This window comes from Brevibacillus sp. AG162, assembly GCF_006715575.1.
Taxonomy (GTDB): Bacteria; Bacillota; Bacilli; order Brevibacillales; family Brevibacillaceae; genus Brevibacillus; species Brevibacillus brevis.
The window spans coordinates 171,098-191,417 of the sequence record NZ_VFNO01000009.1 but is presented as its reverse complement, the minus strand read 5'-3'; the positions used below and the strand labels follow the sequence as shown (position 1 = coordinate 191,417).

26 protein-coding genes and 1 riboswitch are annotated in these 20,320 nt (G+C 46.8%); of the genes, 17 read left to right on the top strand and 9 right to left on the bottom strand.

The genetic code is table 11. From position 1 onward, the window contains the following. The first annotated feature begins 36 nt into the window (after window positions 1-36). From FB479_RS31045 to motB, 7 genes are all read left to right on the top strand, one after another. On the top strand, window positions 37-306 hold the full coding sequence (locus tag FB479_RS31045; protein WP_255438583.1) for a M43 family zinc metalloprotease: 270 nt from the start codon (window positions 37-39) through the stop codon (window positions 304-306). Window positions 307-331: 25 nt separating this feature from the next. Further along, window positions 332-919: a hypothetical protein gene (locus tag FB479_RS23830; protein WP_142066932.1), complete on the top strand. Its 588-nt coding sequence runs from the start codon at window positions 332-334 to the stop codon at window positions 917-919. Window positions 920-1,233: 314 nt separating this feature from the next. Then, on the top strand, window positions 1,234-1,476 hold the full coding sequence (locus FB479_RS23825; RefSeq protein ID WP_007722000.1) for a helix-turn-helix domain-containing protein: 243 nt from the start codon (window positions 1,234-1,236) through the stop codon (window positions 1,474-1,476). Window positions 1,477-1,480: 4 nt separating this feature from the next. Next, a complete protein-coding gene (gene def / locus FB479_RS23820) occupies window positions 1,481-1,996 on the top strand; it encodes a peptide deformylase (RefSeq protein WP_142066931.1) in 516 nt (171 codons plus the stop codon). 123 nt (window positions 1,997-2,119) lie between these two features. Beyond that, the gene (locus FB479_RS23815) at window positions 2,120-2,851 is read left to right on the top strand and encodes a ZIP family metal transporter (protein ID WP_048031286.1); all 732 of its coding nucleotides are present in this window, start codon (window positions 2,120-2,122) and stop codon (window positions 2,849-2,851) included. Between the two features lie 91 nt (window positions 2,852-2,942). Continuing rightward, window positions 2,943-3,758 (top strand): flagellar motor stator protein MotA, encoded by an 816-nt coding sequence (gene motA / locus FB479_RS23810; protein WP_106654124.1) that lies wholly within the window; start codon window positions 2,943-2,945, stop codon window positions 3,756-3,758. After that, complete coding sequence (gene motB / locus FB479_RS23805; RefSeq protein WP_106654125.1) at window positions 3,751-4,560, top strand: flagellar motor protein MotB; 810 nt, start codon at window positions 3,751-3,753, stop codon at window positions 4,558-4,560. The genes motA and motB overlap by 8 nt, the downstream gene beginning before the upstream one ends. A gap of 579 nt (window positions 4,561-5,139) precedes the next feature. Here the strand turns inward: motB and FB479_RS23795 are convergent. After that, window positions 5,140-5,520: a winged helix-turn-helix transcriptional regulator gene (locus tag FB479_RS23795; RefSeq protein ID WP_142066930.1), complete on the bottom strand. Its 381-nt coding sequence runs from the start codon at window positions 5,518-5,520 to the stop codon at window positions 5,140-5,142. 204 nt (window positions 5,521-5,724) lie between these two features. Between FB479_RS23795 and FB479_RS23790 the strand changes: the two genes are divergently transcribed. Continuing rightward, a complete protein-coding gene (locus tag FB479_RS23790; protein WP_142066929.1) occupies window positions 5,725-6,543 on the top strand; it encodes an alpha/beta hydrolase family protein in 819 nt (272 codons plus the stop codon). A gap of 27 nt (window positions 6,544-6,570) precedes the next feature. On the opposite strand, the gene FB479_RS23785 is transcribed toward FB479_RS23790, so the two are convergent. Beyond that, window positions 6,571-7,041 (bottom strand): low molecular weight protein-tyrosine-phosphatase, encoded by a 471-nt coding sequence (locus FB479_RS23785; RefSeq protein ID WP_106654128.1) that lies wholly within the window; start codon window positions 7,039-7,041, stop codon window positions 6,571-6,573. Between the two features lie 68 nt (window positions 7,042-7,109). Between FB479_RS23785 and atoS the strand changes: the two genes are divergently transcribed. From atoS to FB479_RS23755, 6 genes are all read left to right on the top strand, one after another. Further along, entirely contained in the window at window positions 7,110-8,933 is a 1,824-nt protein-coding gene (gene atoS / locus FB479_RS23780) for a two-component system sensor histidine kinase AtoS (protein WP_142066928.1), read from the top strand. Next, a complete protein-coding gene (locus FB479_RS23775) occupies window positions 8,933-10,336 on the top strand; it encodes a sigma-54-dependent transcriptional regulator (protein WP_142066927.1) in 1,404 nt (467 codons plus the stop codon). The genes atoS and FB479_RS23775 overlap by 1 nt, the downstream gene beginning before the upstream one ends. Window positions 10,337-10,502: 166 nt before the next feature. Next, a complete protein-coding gene (locus tag FB479_RS23770) occupies window positions 10,503-11,828 on the top strand; it encodes a short-chain fatty acid transporter (protein WP_142066926.1) in 1,326 nt (441 codons plus the stop codon). 80 nt (window positions 11,829-11,908) lie between these two features. After that, window positions 11,909-12,012, top strand: a riboswitch (guanidine-I (ykkC/yxkD leader). Between the two features lie 143 nt (window positions 12,013-12,155). Continuing rightward, on the top strand, window positions 12,156-12,509 hold the full coding sequence (locus FB479_RS23765; RefSeq protein WP_142066925.1) for a DMT family transporter: 354 nt from the start codon (window positions 12,156-12,158) through the stop codon (window positions 12,507-12,509). Further along, a complete protein-coding gene (locus tag FB479_RS23760; protein ID WP_142066924.1) occupies window positions 12,506-12,820 on the top strand; it encodes a DMT family transporter in 315 nt (104 codons plus the stop codon). Before FB479_RS23765 ends, FB479_RS23760 begins: the two co-directional genes overlap by 4 nt. Before the next feature lie 146 nt (window positions 12,821-12,966). Then, entirely contained in the window at window positions 12,967-13,944 is a 978-nt protein-coding gene (locus FB479_RS23755) for a cation diffusion facilitator family transporter (RefSeq protein WP_106654133.1), read from the top strand. A gap of 84 nt (window positions 13,945-14,028) precedes the next feature. On the opposite strand, the gene FB479_RS23750 is transcribed toward FB479_RS23755, so the two are convergent. The 6 genes from FB479_RS23750 to FB479_RS23730 form a co-directional block, all read right to left on the bottom strand. After that, the gene (locus FB479_RS23750; RefSeq protein ID WP_142066923.1) at window positions 14,029-15,366 is read right to left on the bottom strand and encodes a hemolysin family protein; all 1,338 of its coding nucleotides are present in this window, start codon (window positions 15,364-15,366) and stop codon (window positions 14,029-14,031) included. A 217-nt stretch (window positions 15,367-15,583) separates the two neighbouring features. Further along, on the bottom strand, window positions 15,584-16,696 hold the full coding sequence (locus tag FB479_RS23745) for a site-2 protease family protein (protein WP_142066922.1): 1,113 nt from the start codon (window positions 16,694-16,696) through the stop codon (window positions 15,584-15,586). 68 nt (window positions 16,697-16,764) lie between these two features. Beyond that, window positions 16,765-17,067: an iron-sulfur cluster biosynthesis family protein gene (locus FB479_RS23740; RefSeq protein ID WP_007724750.1), complete on the bottom strand. Its 303-nt coding sequence runs from the start codon at window positions 17,065-17,067 to the stop codon at window positions 16,765-16,767. A gap of 141 nt (window positions 17,068-17,208) precedes the next feature. After that, window positions 17,209-17,565, bottom strand: a complete 357-nt coding sequence (locus tag FB479_RS23735) for a DUF3905 domain-containing protein (RefSeq protein WP_142066964.1) — start codon at window positions 17,563-17,565, stop codon at window positions 17,209-17,211. A 188-nt stretch (window positions 17,566-17,753) separates the two neighbouring features. After that, window positions 17,754-17,930, bottom strand: coding sequence for a hypothetical protein (locus FB479_RS30635; protein WP_164724526.1), 177 nt, complete (start codon window positions 17,928-17,930; stop codon window positions 17,754-17,756). 479 nt (window positions 17,931-18,409) lie between these two features. After that, window positions 18,410-18,892 (bottom strand): C40 family peptidase, encoded by a 483-nt coding sequence (locus tag FB479_RS23730; RefSeq protein WP_106654137.1) that lies wholly within the window; start codon window positions 18,890-18,892, stop codon window positions 18,410-18,412. 114 nt (window positions 18,893-19,006) lie between these two features. On the opposite strand from FB479_RS23730, the gene FB479_RS23725 reads away from it, so the two are divergent. From FB479_RS23725 to FB479_RS23720, 3 genes are all read left to right on the top strand, one after another. Next, the gene (locus FB479_RS23725; protein WP_106654138.1) at window positions 19,007-19,315 is read left to right on the top strand and encodes a DUF3139 domain-containing protein; all 309 of its coding nucleotides are present in this window, start codon (window positions 19,007-19,009) and stop codon (window positions 19,313-19,315) included. A gap of 282 nt (window positions 19,316-19,597) precedes the next feature. Continuing rightward, entirely contained in the window at window positions 19,598-19,744 is a 147-nt protein-coding gene (locus FB479_RS30630; RefSeq protein WP_185746407.1) for a hypothetical protein, read from the top strand. Between the two features lie 33 nt (window positions 19,745-19,777). After that, window positions 19,778-20,095, top strand: coding sequence for a hypothetical protein (locus FB479_RS23720; RefSeq protein ID WP_142066921.1), 318 nt, complete (start codon window positions 19,778-19,780; stop codon window positions 20,093-20,095). A gap of 18 nt (window positions 20,096-20,113) precedes the next feature. Here the strand turns inward: FB479_RS23720 and FB479_RS23715 are convergent, their stop codons facing one another. After that, complete coding sequence (locus FB479_RS23715) at window positions 20,114-20,293, bottom strand: hypothetical protein (RefSeq protein ID WP_106654140.1); 180 nt, start codon at window positions 20,291-20,293, stop codon at window positions 20,114-20,116. Window positions 20,294-20,320: the final 27 nt, after the last annotated feature.

Sequence of the window (20,320 nt, the reverse complement as noted above, 5' to 3'; positions counted from 1 at the left end):
GTAGATAATCAACTTGGCTGGCAAGGAACATATGGGTTGGGTATTCCTTATAATAGTGATGGTGAAGTAGATGTAAATCCTTACGCAACAGCAGACGTAATTAATGTTCGTTATTTATGTGATGATTTAGATGATGACGACACAATCAACACCATTGCTCATGAATTCGGTCATATACTTGGCCTTGCGCATACCACAAAAAGTGGTACTGATTCGATTATGGATGAGGATGACGTTTTTGATTGGGATATGGATGGGCCAACGAAATATGATAAAGACAACTTACAATACTTATATAGAAACTAAACTTTATAATGAGGTGTGAAAACTCATGAAAAAAATATATGGTATTGTAACCGTAGCTGCATTAGTTGTAGGTATCGGTTCAGCTTGGATATATCAAGAAGGAGATCGTCCTTCTTCCAAGAGTTTTGCTTTGGCTAAAATTTTTAAATCTGCTGAGGACATTGCCAATGACTCTAAACTAATTGTCAATGCTACAATTCCAAATGAATATAAGGAAGAAATGGTTGGAGAGCTCAAATACTTCGTCTATCAGGTAAAAGTAAATAAAGTCTACAATAATCTTACTAATCAAAAGATTGAAGATGGAGATACCATAGAATTATACCGTCTGATAGGAATTGATATGGGGAAAGGTAAGGACATAGTAAATATAGTCGAACAAAAAAATCAGGATATTGATAAAGGTGATTACCTCTTATTTTTAAATGGCGGTTATGTTGAAACACTTGGGAAAGAGATCTTAGTACCTAATACGCCTAATCAGCTTTTTATGGCAAGCTCATCAAAAGGTATAACATCAACGAATTCGTCAAAGGTAGAATATAAAAATGTTTTTGAGTCAGATGCAATTCCTTCCATTCACGAAGAAGAACTTCTAAATGCCATTAAGTAGTGGTGCAGTAATCGTATGAGTCGCAGTTTGCTTTCGTCTGACAGAGGGAGAGTTTATGTCAGACTACATCTGAAATTTATTTTCACTATACTTTCTGGTATGAAAAGGCAGGGATGTTCCCTGCTTTTTTATATTTGAGAAGCATGGGCATTATTTTTAGGCTAAAGTTCCGAGTGGCAAGGATAGTAGTTGTAATAGAGTGAATCTACAGAGGACTGAGAAGGTCATTTTACCTGATTTCAATGCCTAAAATATGGTATATTAGGTATTGCCTAATAAAATAAGTTAATGCCGAAATTTTGAGGGGTGAAAAGATGCTTGTCTGGATGTTGCGAAAAGTAATGGCAGAAAGAGGAGTTTGGACGGGAGCCGCTTTAGCAAGGCTGTTGAAAGAGAAAGCAAATTACAGTCTGTCTCCAGCCTCCATCAGTGCTTTACTAACCAGTCAACCCAAACAAATGAAAGCCGAGACACTAGATGCACTCTGTACAGCTCTGGAGTGTACACCAAATGACTTGTGGGCATATACACCGCCTAATCGAGTGAAGGGAGCATAATCATATGGCAGTGAAACAGATTTTGCCTTTTGGAGACCCGATCTTGCGCAAAGTAGCCAAGCCAGTGGATGAGCTCAATGCCAAAACGTTCAAGCTACTGGATGAGATGGCTGAAACCTTATATGCCACGGACGGCCGTGCTGGCCTTGCCGCACCGCAAGTAGGCATTCTTCGCAGAGTGGTTGTCATGGATTGCGGAGATGGATTAATTGAGCTCATTAATCCGGAAATTATAGAAAGGAGTGGCGAACAAATCGGAATGGAAGCTTGCCTATCCTTTCCGGGTTACTATGGCAATGTAAAGAGAGCCGAGCATGTAAAGGTAAAGACGTTGAACAGACAAGGCGAGGAAGTGATCCTTGAGGGAGACGGATTCCTTGCTGTTTGTATGCAGCATGAAATCGATCATTTAGACGGAATTTTATTTGTGGATCATGTTCAGGAAAAATGGCTGTATCATGAAAAAACAAGGCAAAAAATCGATTTGCTGGATGTGATCCGCTTAACAAAAAAGGCCTAACAAAAAGGCGTACCGTCTCCATTAGGGAAATATGATAGTAGAAGGCCGTTTGTTCCGGATATCTTTTACGTGAACCTAAATGGTATCATCTGAAGAGCGGCATTATTACGTGGAGGAACATACATGGAACAACTACTGATAGGTAGCTTTCTTTCTGCCATGGCTACTGGTGTGGGCGCCTTGCCTATCCTTTTTTTTAAGTCGGTATCACATCGATGGCGGGATATATTGCTGGCGTTTACGGCTGGAATTATGGTGGCTGCCTCGACATTCAGTCTGATCCCACAGGCACTTCAGAGCGCGCCATTTATTATCGTTTGTTTGGGAGTGCTTACCGGAACATTGATGCTTACAGTGTTGGAAAGCATCGTTCCGCATATCGATCTGGAGCATACGAGAATCAACATTTCCATGGATTCGCAATCGCTGCTGATCTTGTCCGCGATTACCTTGCACAATATTCCAGAGGGCTTGTCCGTTGGCGTGAGCTATTCGAGTGAACAGTCTGGCTTGGGTGGCCTGATTTCTTTTGCAATTGGTCTGCAAAATGCACCTGAAGGATTCCTGGTGGCTCTCTTCCTGATCAATCAAAGGGTCAGTCGCTTAAAGGCCTTTATATTGGCTACAATGACCGGAGCAGTCGAAATCGTCTCTGGGATCTGTGGCTATTACCTGACCTCTGTGGTTCAAGGGCTGGTGCCATACGGGCTCTCCTTTGCCGCAGGCGCGATGTTGTTTATCGTTTACAAGGAGCTCATCCCCGAAAGCCATGGAGATGGTCATGCTCGTTCCGCGACTTTTTCATTCATCCTAGGACTTTTGGTCATGATTGGACTAGTTCAGTCGTTCGGATGAGCGGTTTTTTTCGAAAAGCCTCACAAGTGAGAGCAAAAATTCCGAAACCATATATAGATAGATTTCGATAATGGAAGTAGGGAGTGTCACGATGGAAAAGTCTACCTTGATAGGTATAGTTTTAGGTATTGTTGCAGTAGTGGTCGGGATGATCTTGAAGCATGCGAGTCCGATGGCATTACTGAATCCAGCAGCATTTATGATCATCATCGTAGGTACGGTTGCTGCTATCTTTAACGCATTTCCTATGTCGGAAATCAAACGTATTCCTGCTCTTTTCAAGATAATTTTTAAAGAGGAAAAGCTCCCTGAAAAAAGAGAATTGATCGGTCAGTTTATGAACTGGGCTTCCATCGCTCGTCGCGAAGGATTGCTTGCACTGGAAAACACTTCCGATGAGATTGAAGACCCATTTCTGCGTAACGGCATGAAGATGATCATTGATGGTGGGGAACCGGATTTTGTTCGCGATGTTCTGAACGAAGAAATTCACGCCATTGAAGAGCGCCATCAGGCGGGTGCGCTCGTCTTTAGCCAAGCGGGAAGCTACGCTCCGACACTCGGGGTATTGGGTGCGGTTGTCGGTCTGATTGCGGCTCTGGGTAACTTGAGTGACATTGATGCATTGGGTGTATCCATTGCGGCGGCGTTCGTAGCGACATTGCTCGGTATTTTCACGGGTTACGTACTGTGGCATCCATTCGCAACCAAGCTCAAACGGAAATCAAAGGCAGAAATCGAAATCAAAAAAATCATGGTCGAAGGATTGCTCTCCATTCAAGCGGGTGTATCCCCGACTGCGATTGAACAAAAGCTGCTGGTTTACATCCCGTACCAAGAGCGTGCAGAAATGAAAGAAGAAATGAAGGAAGAGAAGAGGGAGGAAGGAGCTGCGGTAAATGGCTAAGCGACCAAAGAGACATGCTCATCATGAAGAGCATATGGACGAGTCTTGGCTAATTCCATACGCGGACTTGCTCACCCTTCTGCTTGCTTTGTTTATCGTGTTGTTCGCCTCTAGCGAGATGGATGCGAAGAAGTTCGACCAAATGGTTCGGTCCTTCAACGTTGCAATGAACGGCGGTGTGGGTGTTATGAACTACCCGAGTCCGGTACCGCTAGACCCGGAACTTCAGCAGCAAACCTTGCACAAAGGCGCACAGGAAGCAGAAAAACAGAAGACAGAAGAAGAGAAGCGCCTGGAAGAAGCAGTCCGCAAAGAGACAGAGGACTTGAAAAAGCTGCAGACAAAGCTGGACGGATACATTCAGCAAAACAAACTGCAGGACAAGCTCCAGACCAAGCTGACTGAAGAAGGACTGCTGATCACCATTTTGGACAATGCGCTGTTTGACTCCGGTAAAGCTGATCTGAAACCGGAAGCGAGAAAGCTTGCGTCTGAAATGGCAGCGATGCTGGTGCCTCACCCGAAAAAAGTGACCGTAACTGGTCATACGGACAATGTGCCGATTCGCCGTGCAGAGTTCCCGTCCAACTGGGATCTCAGTGCCAAACGTTCAGTTAACTTCTTGAAGGTGCTTCTGGAAAACAAGAACCTAGACCCGACGAAGTTCAGCGCAACAGGCTTGGGAGAATACCATCCGGTAGCGCCGAATACGACGGCAGAAGGCAGAGCAAAAAACAGACGGGTAGAGGTAGCGATCCTGCGTGATCTGGCTTCTCCTCCGAAAAATACTGTGAATCCGTAATAACAAAAAGGATAGCTTCCTCGGGAGGCTATCCTTTTTTGTTTTTGTTTATATATAGTAGCTGTAGTGGAGGGGAAGAAGCCCATTTCCAGTCTACGCTTCGGCCTACGCCCCACAAGGGGTTAGACTGTCCGCTCCGAAATAAATAGCGGGAGCGCTTCAAAAGTAGAGTTTCGAGGATGTATTCGCAGAGGTTGAAGCTGAAAACCCCCGCCATTTATTTCAGAGCTAAGTAGGGCTCCAGAGGCGCTAGGACTGGAAATGTGCTTCTTCCCAAGCGGCTATTGTTTACATCTTTGAAAGCAGCATTCATGGGGTCTATTTTTCTTTTTAAAAAGCGGGTGGAATCACAAAAGTTCGCAGAGGAAACAGGAGAAAACAGCGAAGATCTTTGGACACACCTACCGAGGCGCAGTGAAAAAAAGAGAAACTGCCTTTAGCGTCCACCTCTGAGGTACATCCTGATGAACTACTTTGGACGCGGTTTCTCTTTTTTTTACGGAGCCGGGCACCCCCAACTTCCCTGCAGGTGTTCCAAGAATCTGAGCGTTTTCTCCTGTTTCCTCCCCACCACAACAGCTATACAGAGTTCTCCCCCAACGCCAGCTTCAATTGCCCCATCCGCATTTCGCCCCACTCATACATCATTTCTACTATAGGCAATAAAGTCATCCCCAACTCCGTCATGGAATACTCCACGCGCGGGGGGACCTCAGGGTATACTTCTCGGTGAACAATCCCGTCTTCGATTAGCTCTTTTAACTGATTCGTCAGCATTTTGTGTGTGATTTTTGGGAACAGCCGTTGCAGCTCGCTGAAGCGATGCGGGCCTTCTACCCCTAAATGCCACAGGATCACGACTTTCCATTTTCCGCTGAACATAGACAAGGTCAGCTCCTTGGAACAGGTGAAATCACCGTTTTTTATTTTTTCCAAGGTTTCTTTCCGCAAGTCGGACATAGTTTTTCTCCTCACAATCCTATCTTCGGTGCAACCGCTCTAGCAAAGCAAGCATTCTTATGTTGCGCCTCGTTCTCTTCCATCATAAACGGTGCGGGATGATTTTTCATTGAGTTTTCCGGTTCATCTTGACAGCGTTCATGAAAATGAAGATAATAAGCACAATAACTAAGTAAACAACTCGGAATACTAAAAATAAAAGAGGTGAGTTCTTTGGAACAGATTTTGCAAATACCTAGCGACACGATTTCGTTGACGGCTACCTTGCATGAACCTACATGCACAACAGGCAAGACCAGAGTGAAATACCCGTTGGTTGTCATTTGCCATGGCTTTATCGGCAGTCGGATTGGAGTGAACCGCTTGTTTGTAAAAGCTGCCAGAGAACTGGCTTCACACGGTTTTGGCGTATTGCGCTTTGATTACGGAGGCTGCGGGGAAAGCGACGGCAATTATGGGGCAGGTGGTTTGGACGTCCTGCTTGAACAAACACGTGATGTTCTCGACCATGTTTTCACGCTGGAACAGGTAGATCAGGAGCGGGTGTGCCTGTTAGGGCATAGCTTGGGTGGAGCAGTCAGTATACTGACTGCGAGCCAGGATAAACGAATACACTCGCTGATTCTGTGGGCACCGGTAGCGCGTCCTTTTGACGATATCGTTCGGATCGTGGGGGAAAAGGAATACAAGGAGGCACTTTCATACGGCAGAACGGATCATTTGGGCTACGGTTTGGAGAAGCGATTTTTCCAGTCGCTGGGTACCGCTCTTCCGCTGCGCCAAGCCAAGCAGTTTGAAGGAGATGTGTTAATCCTGCATGGCAATCGGGATGACGTCATTGCGGTAGATGCCATGTTCCACTATGAGCGAGAGCTGCATCTGCGGAGACGGGGGAGCTGCGAAACAGAAGTAGTTGTAGGGGGAGATCATACCTTTTCCTCGGCAGACAGCTACAAACGCTTGATTGCGAGTACGAAGAGCTGGTTGAATCGCCTGCTTGAGAAGGAGACGGTTGCCGTATAAGAAAAAGGGATGGCCCTGGTGACGGGGCTATCCCTTTTTTGCGATATTGGCTTTGATTTCGTTCAGCAGCCCGCGGCAACCCGCATTCACCAGGTCATACACATACGTGAATCGCCCCGTATAATAAGGGTCCTCCACATTTTGTTCCTGGGCAGAATCGGCAAAGTCGAGCAGGCGGTACACCTTTTTCCCTGACGGTGCCATCTGCTTGAGTGCGGACAAATTTTCCTCATCCATGCAGACGATATAGTCGTACTCCGAGAAGTCCTGTGTAACAATTTGGCGAGCACGCAGTGTGTCATGCGCGATCCCATTCTCGGTCAGTACCTTTTGCGTACCTTTGTGTGGAGGTTCACCTGCGTGCCAACCGCCAATCCCTGCTGAGTCGATGGATACATCCCCTGCCAGCCCCTCCGATTCTGCGAGATGGCGAAATACAGCTTCGGCCATGGGCGAGCGGCAAATATTGCCCAGACAAACGAACAAGACTGTTGTCATATGTACGTTCCTCTCTTCCTATGTGTGATGCTTCTGTATGTTAGAATACCATAAGGAGGCCATTTGCAATGAAAACATATCTGTACCGCATACGTTTTGTCGTGGCTGTCATTGTCGTCACCGTTTTACCGATCATCATTACCGGAATCGTATTGGTAAAATCGGCAGAGCAGGCTTTACTGGCGGAAAAGAAACAAAAGCTGATCGCCATCACGCAGCAGCTGGATTTTGCGCTGTCAAAAGATTTTGACACGATTGTCGTGGAAGCTGGATTAGAAAAGGCGGAAAAAGAGTACAAGCTCCAAGAATTAAACGAAAAAATGCAACCGCTTACAGATCGGATCGCTCTAGCCCACCCGGGAATTGGGGTAGGTTATTATTCCGCAGCCCTCGATTCTATCGTGACGTATGGACCCAGCGATGAAATGAGCTTGTACATAGGACAATCGATTGGCGAAACCCATCCAGGTCGCAGTGTCATGCAGACGCGGCAGATTGATGTTGTAATCGGCGAACAAGTACGCGGCAACATCATGAACGCCATGGTTCCACTCATTCGCAATGATCAAGTGATCGGCTATGCATGGGCGAATGAGCTCATGTCTACGATTGATATACAGCTCGCGGATATGCGACAAAGCATTTATGCGATTTTGGGCATTGGCTGTATGATCGCAGCAGCGGCAAGCGGTTTGTTCGTTCATCGATTTGAAGTGATTTTGTCAGAGATCAAGTCAGGGCTGAAGCGGCTTAGCCAAGACCTTTCCTTTCGCTTGAGGAGAATGGACGGTGAGCCAGGAGAAATTACAGGTGCGATCAACAGTCTGGCGAGTGATTTGCAGGCTAGCCGCAGCCGTACGGAGACCATCATGAATAGCATGGACAGTGGGGTCCTCGCGTTGGATCAAAGCGGGCACCTGATTGCTTGGAATGAGACAGCGATCCATATGATTGGCTTCACGGTCAGTCGAGCAAAGGGGATGCATTACACGGAAGTTTTCACAGAGAGCGAGGCTTTCCTTCATATCCTGTTGGATACACTGCAAAACGGTCGATCCATCCGAGATGCTATGTGGCGCCATCAGCATCCGGACAGAGGCGTGCTCTGGCTGAAGGTCAGCTCTTCCATTTGGAAAAAGACGACGGATGAAGTACTGGGGGCTATCGTCGTGCTGGAGGATCGCACGCAATGGCGGAGGATGGAGTCAAGGCTGGCTCAGGCTGAGCGGCTGGCGGTCATAGGTGAGTGGGCGACCAGTATTGCCCATGAGGTACGCAATCCGTTGACAGCCATCAAAGCCTTCGCCCAGATCATCGAGGAGGAATGGCCAAAAGATCATGACTCTCGGGAATACACAGGGATTATTGTGGAGGAAGTCGAGCGTCTGAACCGTTTTACGGACGAGCTCTTGTTATTTTCTCGTCCCAATGAAGAGTCGAACGTACCTGTGCGCGTGCAAGAGGTAATCCAGCACACGCTCAAGCTGATGGAACCTGTCGAGGGCTATAGCGGGGTGATTGTACAGCTCGTATGTGACGAGGAGATTCCTGTCATGATGTCTTCACCGGAGTTGTTAAAGCAGGTGTTTTTGAATATATTGCACAATGCGGTGCAAGCAAAACCAATGGAAGGTCGTATCCGGATTCAAATCCAAAACATAAACAATGCTGTGCATGTCCAGGTAACAAATGAAGGTCCGCCTATTGCGGAAGAAAACCTGCTGGCTGTATTCGAACCGTTTTTCACGACGAAGCAAACAGGTACGGGACTGGGATTGGCAATTTCACAACGGATTGTGCAAGCGTATGGCGGACATATTTTTGCTCAAAATACCCCCGAAGGAGTCTGTTTTACTGTCGTACTGCCGATTCGGGCAAAAGGAGGATTGTGATGACGAGCAGAGTGCTGATCGTAGACGACGAGGCTAATGTGAGAAAGGCATTGTCGACTACGCTGCGCAAAATGGGATACGAGCTCCTGGAGGCTGGCAGTGGGGCGGAGGCCTTGGAGCAGGTCGAGCGCTTTTGCCCGCAAGTCATGCTTTTGGATCTGCGTATGCCTCATATAGATGGTATGGATACGTTGCGCCGCTTGAACGAGAGAAAGGGAAGGCTCCCGAGAGTCGTGATGATGACTGCCTACGGTTCTGCCAGTGACGTTATGGAGGCAATGAAGCTGGGAGCATTTGATTATGTGCAAAAGCCATTCGACTTGGGGCAGGTCAAACAAGTCGTTGCTCATGCACTTACACAAGGAGAGCTGTTTGAGCAAGGCGAAGTCGAACAATTCCTAGAGGAAGAGCAAGCGAATCCAAACGGAACCAGCTTGATTGGCCTAAGTCCGGTTATGCAAAACGTGTACAAGCTGGTGGGAAAAGTAGCGATGTCCAAAGCCACTGTTTTGATTGAAGGGGAGAGCGGGACAGGCAAAGAGCTTATTGCAAGAGCGATCCATGCCAATAGCCCTCGGGCAGACAAGCCGCTCATTCCTGTCAATTGCGGCGCGATTCCGGAAAATTTGCTGGAGAGCGAGTTGTTTGGATATGAACGAGGTGCATTTACAGGTGCCGTTCATCGCAAGCAAGGACTGTTGGAGCTTGCGAATGGAGGTACGTTGTTCCTTGACGAAGTAGGAGAGCTGAGCCTTTCTTTGCAGGTAAAACTGCTGCGGGTTTTGCAGGATCGCGTATTTATTCGGGTAGGGGGAATCGAGGCTGTATCGGTTGACGTTCGCGTGATTGCTGCTACCAACCGTGATTTGCAGGAAAGAATTCGCCAGGAGCTTTTCCGCGAAGATCTATACTATCGGCTCAATGTCGTTCCGATTCGCATGCCGCCGCTTCGAGAGCGAAAAGAGGACATTCCACTGCTTATCCGTCACTTTCTAGCCAAATATGGAAAAGAGGCAGGGAAGCATGACCTCTGCTTGTCCGCTGCTGCCACTGAAGCACTGATCGCCTATCACTGGCCAGGAAATGTGCGTCAGCTTGAGAATACGATCGAACGGGCTGTTGTTTTGACAAGAGGGACAGTGATCGGTCAAGAGCATATCTTATCCCCCATTCAGGAAAATACGGTGAGCGAACCGACCACAGGCCTTGGCAAAATCAGCTATGAAGGACGAACCATGCGGGAAATCATTGCCCAGGTTGAGCAGGAAGCCATTGCCCATGCCTTGCGCAAAGAACGCGGCAACAAGCTACAGACAGCGAAAAGGCTGGGCATATCACGGCGGGCACTGCTCTACAAGCTGCAAATGTACGGATTGGATTCGGCGATAGATGAAAGAGACTAATCGCCCGATGTGCGCAAACAAGTGTCATACTGTGCAAAAAGTAGTCAGCATAACAGAGCAATTATTTTGAAAGCGCATTCATTTTCCTTGAAAAACAGATTGGCATCCCTCTTGCTATATCGTAAAGCACAAGTACACGAATGCTTTTGGAAAAGGGGATGAAAATGTGTTTCAAGCCGTAACGAATGCTTCTGTCCGCATGGTGCAACGCTACTTGCCAGACGCCTTTTTATTTGCAGTCATTTTGACCTTCCTCGTGTTTGTTGCTGGGATCATCGTCAATGGCAAAACGCCGATGGAAATGGTCAACTACTGGGGAGGCGGTTTTTGGAGCTTGCTCAGCTTTACGATGCAAATGGTCTTGATCTTGATTACGGGTCATACGCTAGCCAGTACGAATATTTGTAAGCGTGGTTTGAATGCTTTGGGATCACTGGCAAAGACGCCAGGTCAAGCGATTGTACTCGTCACATTAGTTTCCTGTGTGGCGAACTGGATCAATTGGGGATTTGGGCTTGTGATCAGTGCGCTATTGGCGCGTGTTCTTGCCAATCAAGTGGAAAAGGTAGACTACCGATTGCTCGTCGCCAGTGCGTATGGCGGATTTGTCGTCTGGCACGGAGGGCTTGCTGGCTCTGTTCCTTTGACGATCGCTACGGAAAAGCACAGTCTGGAAAACATCATCGGGGTCATTCCTACCTCGGAAACCATGTTTTCACCGATGAATCTGACGATTGTGGCCGCGATCATGATTGTCCTCCCGATTGTGAACAGATTCATGATGCCTGCCGAAAAAGATACGATTGTATTCAAGGGCGAAGGGATAGCGCAACAAGAAATGGCTGCTGCTACTGATTCTGCAGTCGACAATACTCCTGCTTCCAAAATGGAAAACAGCCGTTTGATCTCGGTTCTTGTCTCAACACTCGGAATTATTTATTTGATTTACTATTTTGCTGATAAAGGCTTTAAGCTGAATTTGGATGTCGTTATTATGGGCTTCTTGTTTCTGGGCATACTCCTTCATGGGACACCGCGCAAGTTTTTGGATGCCATGAATGAAGCAGTGAAAACCACGACAGGGATCGTCGTGCAGTTCCCGTTTTATGCAGGTATCATCGGGATGATGACGGCTTCTGGACTGGCGGCGAGTATCTCTCAATGGTTTATCAGCATCTCGACGCCTACTACCTTCCCGCTATTCACGTTTTGGAGTGCAGGCTTACTGAACATATTCATTCCTTCTGGTGGAGGGCAATGGGCAGTACAGGGACCAATCATGCTGCCAGTTGCGACTGAGCTGGGCGTTTCCCATGCAAAAGTAGCGATGGCCATTGCTTGGGGGGATGCGTGGACGAACTTGATTCAGCCATTCTGGGCATTACCTGTGCTGGCTCTTGCTGGATTGGGTGCGAGGGATATTATGGGCTACTGCTTGATGATGCTGATCGTGACAGGTGCCATTATCAGCTTAGGCTTCTTGCTTTTTTAGTGATGCGCGCACGTTCATTGCCAAACGCAGCGTTTTTTGATATGATGGGGGCAGTTACCCCAAGAAAAGAACTGCATATGTACTGAGTTTTCTAGGGTTCCGCGGTCAGTCATCTGACCGGTCAGGTCCGAGAGAAAACCCACGACCACGGTCGTGTACACGGAGGGATAAAAGCCCGGGAGGAATATCTGTGATGGTATTCACCCGAGGCTTTTTTTGCATTCGGAAAAAGCCTGAGCCATCTTGGATGAGTATGTATTTTGGGGAACGATAAAAACGGATTCGTCCGTTTTCCTAAGCGTAAAAGAAAGAGGAGGGAGCCAGAACATGGGGAAATATTGGTTGATGGTTGTCGTAGCAGCAGTATTTGAAGTCATGTGGGTAGCGGGCTTGAAGCACGCCGACAGCTTTTGGTCCTGGGCATTGACCGTCTTAGCGATTATTATCAGCTTTGGTGTTTTGATCTATTCAGGGAAAAAGTTGCCGACGAGTACGGTTTATGCGGTCTTCGTCGGTTTGGGTACGGCCGGTACCGTTATTAGCGAAATGGTCCTGTTTGGAGAACCGTTCAGCTGGACGAAAGTAGGCTTGATCGCGCTTCTTCTGGGCGGAATCCTTGGGTTGAAGCTGGTCACACCGGATCATGAAGAGAAGCCGAAGAGGGAGGGTGAAGTGGCATGACATGGTTATCCTTAATTTTTGCAGGGTTGTTTGAGGTCGTAGGCGTAATGGGGATTACACAGGTCAACCAAAAGCCTTCGTTCCGTTCCTTTGCGGTACTGATCGGTGGATTTTCCCTCAGCTTCTTTCTCTTGTCCTTTGCCATGAGAGAAATCCCTATGGGAACGGCCTATGCGGTTTGGACAGGGATTGGTACAGTAGGTAGCGCCCTTGTCGGGATGCTGTTTTATGGAGAAGCAAAAGACAAGCTGCGGATCTTGTGCATCGCCGTGGTGATTATAGCAGTAGCAGGATTGAAATTAGTAGCATAAAGTAGCGGTAATAAGGAAAGGCAGATATTCCACTTCGGATGTCTGCCTTTTCGTTGTGTATATGTTCCATTTCTCATAAGGAACACTCCTTACGAATAGGGAATAGTAAAGAAAATCGTCTCGTTCAAGGAGGGAATGGCAACACCATGGGCTCTTTCTGGGCAACGCTAAAAAAGGGAAATACGTCCTCGGCGACAGCGGCCTTGGGGAACACTGGGCTTGCTATCGCAAAAGGCTTTGCGGCTGTCTACAGCGGGAGTGGAGCCATGTTTGCGTCGGCGATGCATTCGGTAGCTGATGCGGTCAACCAGTTCTTCGTTTTCTTTGGCAGCGTACTCGCAGAGAAAAAACCGACACCGAGATTCCCCACAGGCTTTGGTCGTGTCATTAACATTTTCTGTATGGTCGCGGTGATCGTCGTAACCATCATGGCCTACGAAACCATTGTAAAAGGCTTCCACCTTATTTCCGAGCCAGCAGAATCCAGTCATTTCTGGTTGAATTTCATCATTTTGTCTCTGGCGGTCATCGTGGATGGATACGTGCTGGTAAAAGTGATGTTCGAAATCGTTCATGAAGCTCGGGTGGAAGCGAAAGGCTTTGCTGTCATCCCTGCAGCCTTTCGGAATGTAGGACGTGCGGCTCCACCGACACGACTTGTCTTTTACGAAGACATCGTGGCAACGCTCGGTGCCTTATTGGCGCTGATTGCAGTCATTGTTACTGCGTTTACCTCTTTTGCTTTGCTGGACGGGATTGCCACCATTCTGATCGGGATTCTCATGGTGGGTGTGGCATTTAAGGTAGGGTACGACAACATGGTCGGTTTGATTGGTATTGCAGCTCCCAAAGAAATCGAGGATCGGGTTGCCAAAGTCATTTTTGCTGACCCGGATGTGACGGACATCAACCGGATGCGGATTGTACAGGAAGGGCGTTTTTACCATGTGGATTGCTACGTAGAGTTACGGACGGGTTTAAGCCTTGCTGTGGCGGACGATATTAAATACCGCATTCGCGACAGCTTGCTCACTGACCCGGATATTAGCGATGTGACGATGGGGATTTTGGAGGACAACGGCATGGATGACTGGAAGCAACTCACGGGACAGGGAACCACATAGACGAAAGAGAGCGGCGAAATAGAAAAGCCCCGCACCAGCCAAGTAAGCAGGTGTGGGGCTTTGGTTTGTGCCAAGGTGTGATGATTAGGAGACGGTCAACAGTTCTTGTTGCTCCGATTCATCTTTTTCAAAACGCGTAATCAGGACGCGTGTGACACGGTGATGATCCATCTGCTTGACGGTGAACAGGTGGTTTTCCCATTCTACTGTCGCGCCAACAGCAATGTCTTCTTCCAGCTGGCTGTACAACCAACCGCCGATTGTGTCTACATCTTCGGATTCGAGCTCGAACGGAAGATGGTCATTCAGGTCAGCCAACACGAGCATACCGGATACGGAGAGGCCATTGTCCAGCTTCTCAATCTCTGGTCTTTCCTCGTCAAACTCGTCTTGGATATCCCCAACGATTTCTTCCAGAATATCCTCCATCGTCACGAGACCAGCTGTTCCGCCGTATTCGTCGATGACAATCGCGAGCTGCGAACGGTTTTTCTGCATCAGGCGCAATACTGTGCTGATTTCCATGGTCTCTGGCACGGTCAGGACAGGGCGGACCAACGAATCCAGCTCAACGCTTCCGTCTTGCAGGGCAGAAAGGTAGAAGTCTGTCGCATGGACAAAACCGATGATGTCGTCCTTGTCCTCAGCTGCAACCGGAAAACGCGTATGGCGCTGCGAGCGGATAATCTCCAGGTTTTCTTCAAAGGTATTCGTCGTATATAAGCAAACCATGTCAATGCGCGGGATCATCGTTTCCCGAGCAACGGTTTCGGAGAAGTCAAAAACTTGTTCCACAAGAGCCAATTCGGTTTGGTCAATATGGCCACTTTGGTGACTTTGGTTGACCAGAAGACGAATTTCTTCTTCTGTATGCGCCGCTTCATGTTCTGAGATGGCTTCGAGTCCCAGACGTCTCAAAAGGGCGTTGGCGGTTCCGTTCAAGAACCAGATTGCAGGGTAAAGCAATTTATAGAAAAACATCAATGGCGCGGCAACCCACAACGAGGTTATTTCTGCTTTTTGAATGGCCAATGATTTCGGAGCCAACTCACCCAAGACAATGTGGAGGAACGTAATAATCGCAAAGGCTACACCAAAAGAAATCGCGGAGATCGCATAATCAGGCAATCCGGAAGATCCAAGCAAAGGCTCCACAATCATATGGGCAATGGCCGGTTCCCCGACCCAACCCAGTCCCAGCGAGGCGAGAGTAATCCCGACCTGGCAGGCAGATAGGTAGGCGTCTAGCTTATGCGTTACTTTTTGGGCATAGACTGCACGTCTGTTACCTTCATTCACCATCTGTGTCAGGCGCGTTTGCCGCACCTTCACGAGTGAGAACTCTGCGGCTACGAAAAAGCCGTTGAGAAAAACAAGAAATATAACAAGCAGTAGGTTGAGCACTATCGGGACGGTGTCCAAGTAAAAAGTCATCCTCTCTGGAATTTTATGAAAGTACTATTTTCTATTTTACTCTGATCGGGTGGAACGCACAAAAGCGATATACCACCGTAGGGGGCGTTTTACGCCCTTTGGGTCGGGAAGAGCGACCCTCAGATAACCGTAGCGCACGTTTTTGCGTCCGGAGAAGGCCGCAGATAGGCATCCGTTTCTGTCAAGCAACGCAAAGTGCAAGCGGTTACCTGTGCAGAATTTGTTGGGCGTAGACAAAAAAACCTGACAGAACGGCAGCTAGACCGAGATAGGCTACTAACACTTTCCACTTCGTAGAGGCAGGTGCATCGTAGTACGTTGTGAGCTGGTGCATTTGCTCATCCAGTTCGGCTAATCTCTCTTGCGCCGCACGTTCCCCATCACGAAGCGTATCCGAAGGGACTGGTCGATTCGGATCCGAGTCGTAATACAAAACGGGTTCTCGTTCCCACAGTTTGAACAGTTCCCATTTTCTGTTCACATACACTTTATCGAGTCTTTTAAAGTCTCGCTGAAGACGTTTTTTGTCCTGCAAAAATGGAACATAAAATTTCTTCAAATCTTCCTGATTGATCGCATTTACTTCGGCATTCATTTGCATGCGAATATCCCATGTCGATTCCAATGCGGGCCACTTGGCTATGCTTTGCTGGAAGTCTGCAATCCTTTCGCGCTCGTATTTCAGGAGCTTTTGTTGATAGCTGCCACGTAGGCGGTTGTACCACGTAATCAAGCCGATGATGAAAATGAACACAGTAATCGGTCCAGGGTTGGCGAACAGCATAACACCCAGCCCGACTAACCCGATCAACCAAATTTTCGTCGACAATACCGAAACGATGCGGCCGCCATCGAGCGGGGAGATGGGGAGCAGGTTAAATAAATTGAGCATGGCGCCCAAGTAGATAACCAACCCCCAGAAGGGGTCCTGTGTATACCAATACAGCGGGAGTGCAGGCAAGAAAGCAATCATCCCTGCCAAGGGTCCCCCATAGGCTAAGTACGCCTCTGTTTTTGCATCACGCGGCATGTCTTTCATGGCAATGAAGGCCCCGGCAAAAGGTATAAAGACAGCGGGTGAGGTCGCGATTCCTTTTCGCTTGGCGGCAATCACATGGCCCATTTCGTGGACGAAGATCAGATAGACGAGAGCCACGGCGAATTTCCATCCGTAAAAAGCGGCATACGCCCACAAGGTAATTCCCATGGATATAATGGTGGTCCCGAATTTCGAAAACTTCAGTATGCTAAGTATCCATTTTAAATTGGCAAGTAAGAAAGCACCGATCGCCAAAAGGACTGAACGGCTTTTTTTCATTGTTTTTCCTCCCAGAAGATATAGGCAGATATTCCTTCTTACGAATCAAGCCGAGAGAAGTTTCTGTTCTAGTTGCCATCCAGACGAGGGTTGGTGAAGTGAAAGCCGTACTCGCCATAGAGCGGATTGTAGCTCAGATGTCCCCCGTCGAAATACCAGAAATCAGTTGGACGAATGACAAATCGCAACCCCTCTACTTCAAACACAGCATCATCGGTGAGGGCCTCATCTTTTTCAATCGCATAAAACATACCACCGGTCCCGGGGCCGCTTGTTCGTACATACAATCGAAGCGTATCTCCCGGTACAAAGCCGGCATAACGTTGATAGGCAAGGGAAAACGCTGGCTCTATCGCAAGTGTGATACTCATGTACTAGCTCCTTTCTGCTACTTGTCTCCCATTGTAACACAAGTCAGAGTAGTGTCCTGAAGCTCGAAGTGCAAGCGCAACCAAAAACACCCGTCCGGTCAGAAGTGCTTCTGCCGAACGGGCTGCATGAAAAAGCTGGCATTAGTCCTTGCCTTTGCTCGAATCGAGGGTAGGGTGCATAAAACGCGCTTTATCTGGTTCTTCTTGATCCTCGAGGAGCTCACGATTTTCTATCGAGTTCCAGCCAATGTCGTTAGTCGGGTGAACCCACTGGTCTCCTGCCATGAAGAAGGGATCGGTTTCCGTACTCCAGTTGTGTAAGGGAGATTCCTTGGACTCGTACAAGCTGTCACCGATGACGACTCCGAACTCATTGACGAATGGCTTTTGAATCGTACGGGACGAGTTTTTGAAGTCAGGAGCACTGATTTGATGCGGCAGCGTCCCATCGAGGGAAATATCCTTCGTCTTGTCGTTCTTTTGCTTATCGTTATCCATCATCTGGACCTCCTTTTATCCCATAGCATGCATCAGTCATTGACCCCTTATTCGGTTTCGGAGGGGAGCCCGCGCCCAGCCCAAATGAGACACAGCCGCATATGCTAAAAAAAGGGGGAAGATCCGATGGTAACGAGTGTGATCATTCCCGTCAGAGAAAGTATGAGAGTAATTCCGTGTTACCCTTTTTATGGTCTATCCATGAAAGTTTTACTTACAGCTTCTGCCTCGGATGTATGGTTTATATTTCCTTTTCCGGCATAATTAATTTCATTTAAGTGTACTTTCTTTTTACGTTGTCTATCAGCCACATATCCAAGAACAAGCACTGGTACAATAAAAGCCAATATTATTCCCAAAAACATGCAATGACCTCCTTATTAACTGTTTCGCTTGTTCTATCAATTCTTAGCGTACAAAATCATGTTGGCGGTTGCCCAGGCAGCCTCTCAAGGGAGAGTGGGCTGCATTTTTTATTGTGGTCCGCTAATATCATTACGTACTTCGTTTAGATAGTTCTCTGTGTACACCATTTGGGAGTTGCTCAAGTTCTTGGGAGTCTTTCTCATTTTTCTCTAATATGTTTCTCCTTATTTTTCCAATAACCTCGTCCAATTAAGGAGAACGCCAACATAAGGTAAAAAGCAACTTATTTTAATAAATTATTACATTTTTCTCGTTTGATGGAAAAAATCAGGCTTCTCCTCTTCACTTGGGGTATAATCGAGATACGGCGTGTATATCTTGGCTGAACCCCATAAAGTCAGTCTAAATTACAGAGGTCGGAAATCAGAGCAAAGAATAAAACCCCGCTAATGCGAGGTTTTATTCGACCTTCTTAATTCTAAACGTTGATAGTTACTGTTGATGCAAAGTCCTCTGAATCTCGAACATCATTTGGATAGATATGGGTTGCTCTACTACGATCGGTAAGACCTCTGCCGGTAATATCGAGATCATAACCATAGTAAAATGCGTGCCAGATGAACTTAGAACAATAACTAAGCTCGATATTATCCAAATCCATATTGAAGTAGTATTTCTCTACGTCATTAATATGGTTGATTGCCCATTTAGCAGCTTTAGAAGCTCCTTTCCTGGGACGGAGAACTTTGATCTTATCGCCGTCACTAAATCGAGATACATAGGAATCGATATCTTCAACGATCCCGGGTCCTTTTGGATGAACGTGAATTATATCGTAGTCCGGCCCTACAATTGCCACGTGTCCAACAAAAAAAGTCGAAAGGCTTTTTTTCGAGTACAATACGTCTCCTGGCTTCATATCCGTGTTAGTACCAGGATATTGTGGTTTATCAGATGCCATATAAAATTCCTCCTATAAAGTTGATTAACGATAGTAGGGCGCCCATTATCGCTTTCACTCTTTACGGAAAAAAAAGCATCATTTTACAACCACTTTTTTGGGGGGATAACGAAAATGAACAAAAAAATAATGATTATAGTTTTCCTAGGCTTAATCCTTATCTCTGTTCCCGTTATATATGTTCAAGGAACTTTGTTAAGCTTAGAGAATCAGGTACGCCAACATCTCATTACCGAGAAAAATATTGATGAGAAAACAATAGTTAGTGTAGATGGCGTTTTTGGGAAGCTTCCGCTCTTTAGTGTAGAAGTTATTTTTGCTGATGAACCCGATGTAAAATACTTTTATACTGAAAAAAAAGGAAAAATAATAACTTTACATTCAACGCTTAAACCCAAAGAATACGAATACAAACATAAATGAGTCCCTGGACGCTGGTACTACCCCATCCCCTGTCACCTCAGCTTTATTGGGTCCCGATAATAGGTTTTATGTAAAACTTCGGTTACTGCTTTTATAAACAAGAGCCTCAACTTTTTAGTTGGGGCTCTTGTTTATAATCAGGTCGTGATCGGGTTCTTTTTTAGTGGACTGCCCAATCATCTGAACGTCTCCATGGGGTTAATTTTCATTACCAACCCGTTTCTGGCCAACCATATTGTATAACAGTTTTTTTCGCTGAGTAGTACAAAGGAGGCTTAGACTATGAAGAAGTTAGTTGGCTTGGGATTTATGACCATTGCAATTTTGTCTAGTGCAATAGTAGGTTTCGCCAGTGAAGACAATTCCTTTTACAAATTTGGGCAAAGCATCTCGGCCTATGATAAAGAAGTGCAAAAGTCACCGGTTTAGCAAATGATGAAGTCATTAACGCGAAAGAGGTTCATGCTTTACAGATGTTTTATGAGCACATCGAGGGCTAGGGAATTTGCTAAAAAGCAACGAGAGGAAATAGACAAAAGCTCAAATGCCGAAGAAATCCAAAAGGCAATTGATGGTCTGATTCAAGGTCTGGGAATCTCTGAAGAGGAATATTGGACTGACTATGTCGTTGAAGGATACATGAAGCAAAATACGATCAGCAAGCTCCGTAGTGAGGTTTTAGAAGGCATTGAGGATCAGACTAAGAGAAACGAAGCTTGGGAAGAATTTGTAAAAACATTAACAAAGACATATTCAATCGATCTAAAATCGATTGAATAAATGAAAGTGGAAACCCGTCTAGTTTTCCTTATTTGTTTCACGGGTTTCATCCGAGCGTACTTTTCCAGACATTACATCATCGTAAGGGGTATAGTTAGGCGGATTTAGTAGTCTTTTCTCCTTGATTGATCGGAAAACAATTCGGGCAATCAGGGCAACAAAAGTAAATATAATCAGAACTACAATGACTTGTGTCATGATACAATCCACCACCTATGAGTTTTT

Coding starts and splice junctions, on each gene's coding strand:
- motA (WP_106654124.1), top strand. CDS start 2,943: ATGGAAAAGTCTACCTTGATAGGTATAGTTTTAGGTATTGTTGCAGTA.
- FB479_RS23745 (WP_142066922.1), bottom strand. CDS start 16,696: ATGAAAAAAAGCCGTTCAGTCCTTTTGGCGATCGGTGCTTTCTTACTT.
- atoS (WP_142066928.1), top strand. CDS start 7,110: ATGAAAACATATCTGTACCGCATACGTTTTGTCGTGGCTGTCATTGTC.
- FB479_RS23730 (WP_106654137.1), bottom strand. CDS start 18,892: ATGGCATCTGATAAACCACAATATCCTGGTACTAACACGGATATGAAG.
- FB479_RS23830 (WP_142066932.1), top strand. CDS start 332: ATGAAAAAAATATATGGTATTGTAACCGTAGCTGCATTAGTTGTAGGT.
- motB (WP_106654125.1), top strand. CDS start 3,751: ATGGCTAAGCGACCAAAGAGACATGCTCATCATGAAGAGCATATGGAC.
- FB479_RS30630 (WP_185746407.1), top strand. CDS start 19,598: ATGAAGAAGTTAGTTGGCTTGGGATTTATGACCATTGCAATTTTGTCT.
- FB479_RS23735 (WP_142066964.1), bottom strand. CDS start 17,565: ATGGATAACGATAAGCAAAAGAACGACAAGACGAAGGATATTTCCCTC.
- FB479_RS23775 (WP_142066927.1), top strand. CDS start 8,933: ATGACGAGCAGAGTGCTGATCGTAGACGACGAGGCTAATGTGAGAAAG.
- def (WP_142066931.1), top strand. CDS start 1,481: ATGGCAGTGAAACAGATTTTGCCTTTTGGAGACCCGATCTTGCGCAAA.
- FB479_RS23760 (WP_142066924.1), top strand. CDS start 12,506: ATGACATGGTTATCCTTAATTTTTGCAGGGTTGTTTGAGGTCGTAGGC.
- FB479_RS23720 (WP_142066921.1), top strand. CDS start 19,778: ATGCTTTACAGATGTTTTATGAGCACATCGAGGGCTAGGGAATTTGCT.
- FB479_RS23795 (WP_142066930.1), bottom strand. CDS start 5,520: ATGTCCGACTTGCGGAAAGAAACCTTGGAAAAAATAAAAAACGGTGAT.
- FB479_RS23785 (WP_106654128.1), bottom strand. CDS start 7,041: ATGACAACAGTCTTGTTCGTTTGTCTGGGCAATATTTGCCGCTCGCCC.
- FB479_RS23815 (WP_048031286.1), top strand. CDS start 2,120: ATGGAACAACTACTGATAGGTAGCTTTCTTTCTGCCATGGCTACTGGT.
- FB479_RS23755 (WP_106654133.1), top strand. CDS start 12,967: ATGGGCTCTTTCTGGGCAACGCTAAAAAAGGGAAATACGTCCTCGGCG.
- FB479_RS30635 (WP_164724526.1), bottom strand. CDS start 17,930: ATGTTTTTGGGAATAATATTGGCTTTTATTGTACCAGTGCTTGTTCTT.
- FB479_RS23725 (WP_106654138.1), top strand. CDS start 19,007: ATGAACAAAAAAATAATGATTATAGTTTTCCTAGGCTTAATCCTTATC.
- FB479_RS23715 (WP_106654140.1), bottom strand. CDS start 20,293: ATGACACAAGTCATTGTAGTTCTGATTATATTTACTTTTGTTGCCCTG.
- FB479_RS23740 (WP_007724750.1), bottom strand. CDS start 17,067: ATGAGTATCACACTTGCGATAGAGCCAGCGTTTTCCCTTGCCTATCAA.
- FB479_RS23825 (WP_007722000.1), top strand. CDS start 1,234: ATGCTTGTCTGGATGTTGCGAAAAGTAATGGCAGAAAGAGGAGTTTGG.
- FB479_RS23765 (WP_142066925.1), top strand. CDS start 12,156: ATGGGGAAATATTGGTTGATGGTTGTCGTAGCAGCAGTATTTGAAGTC.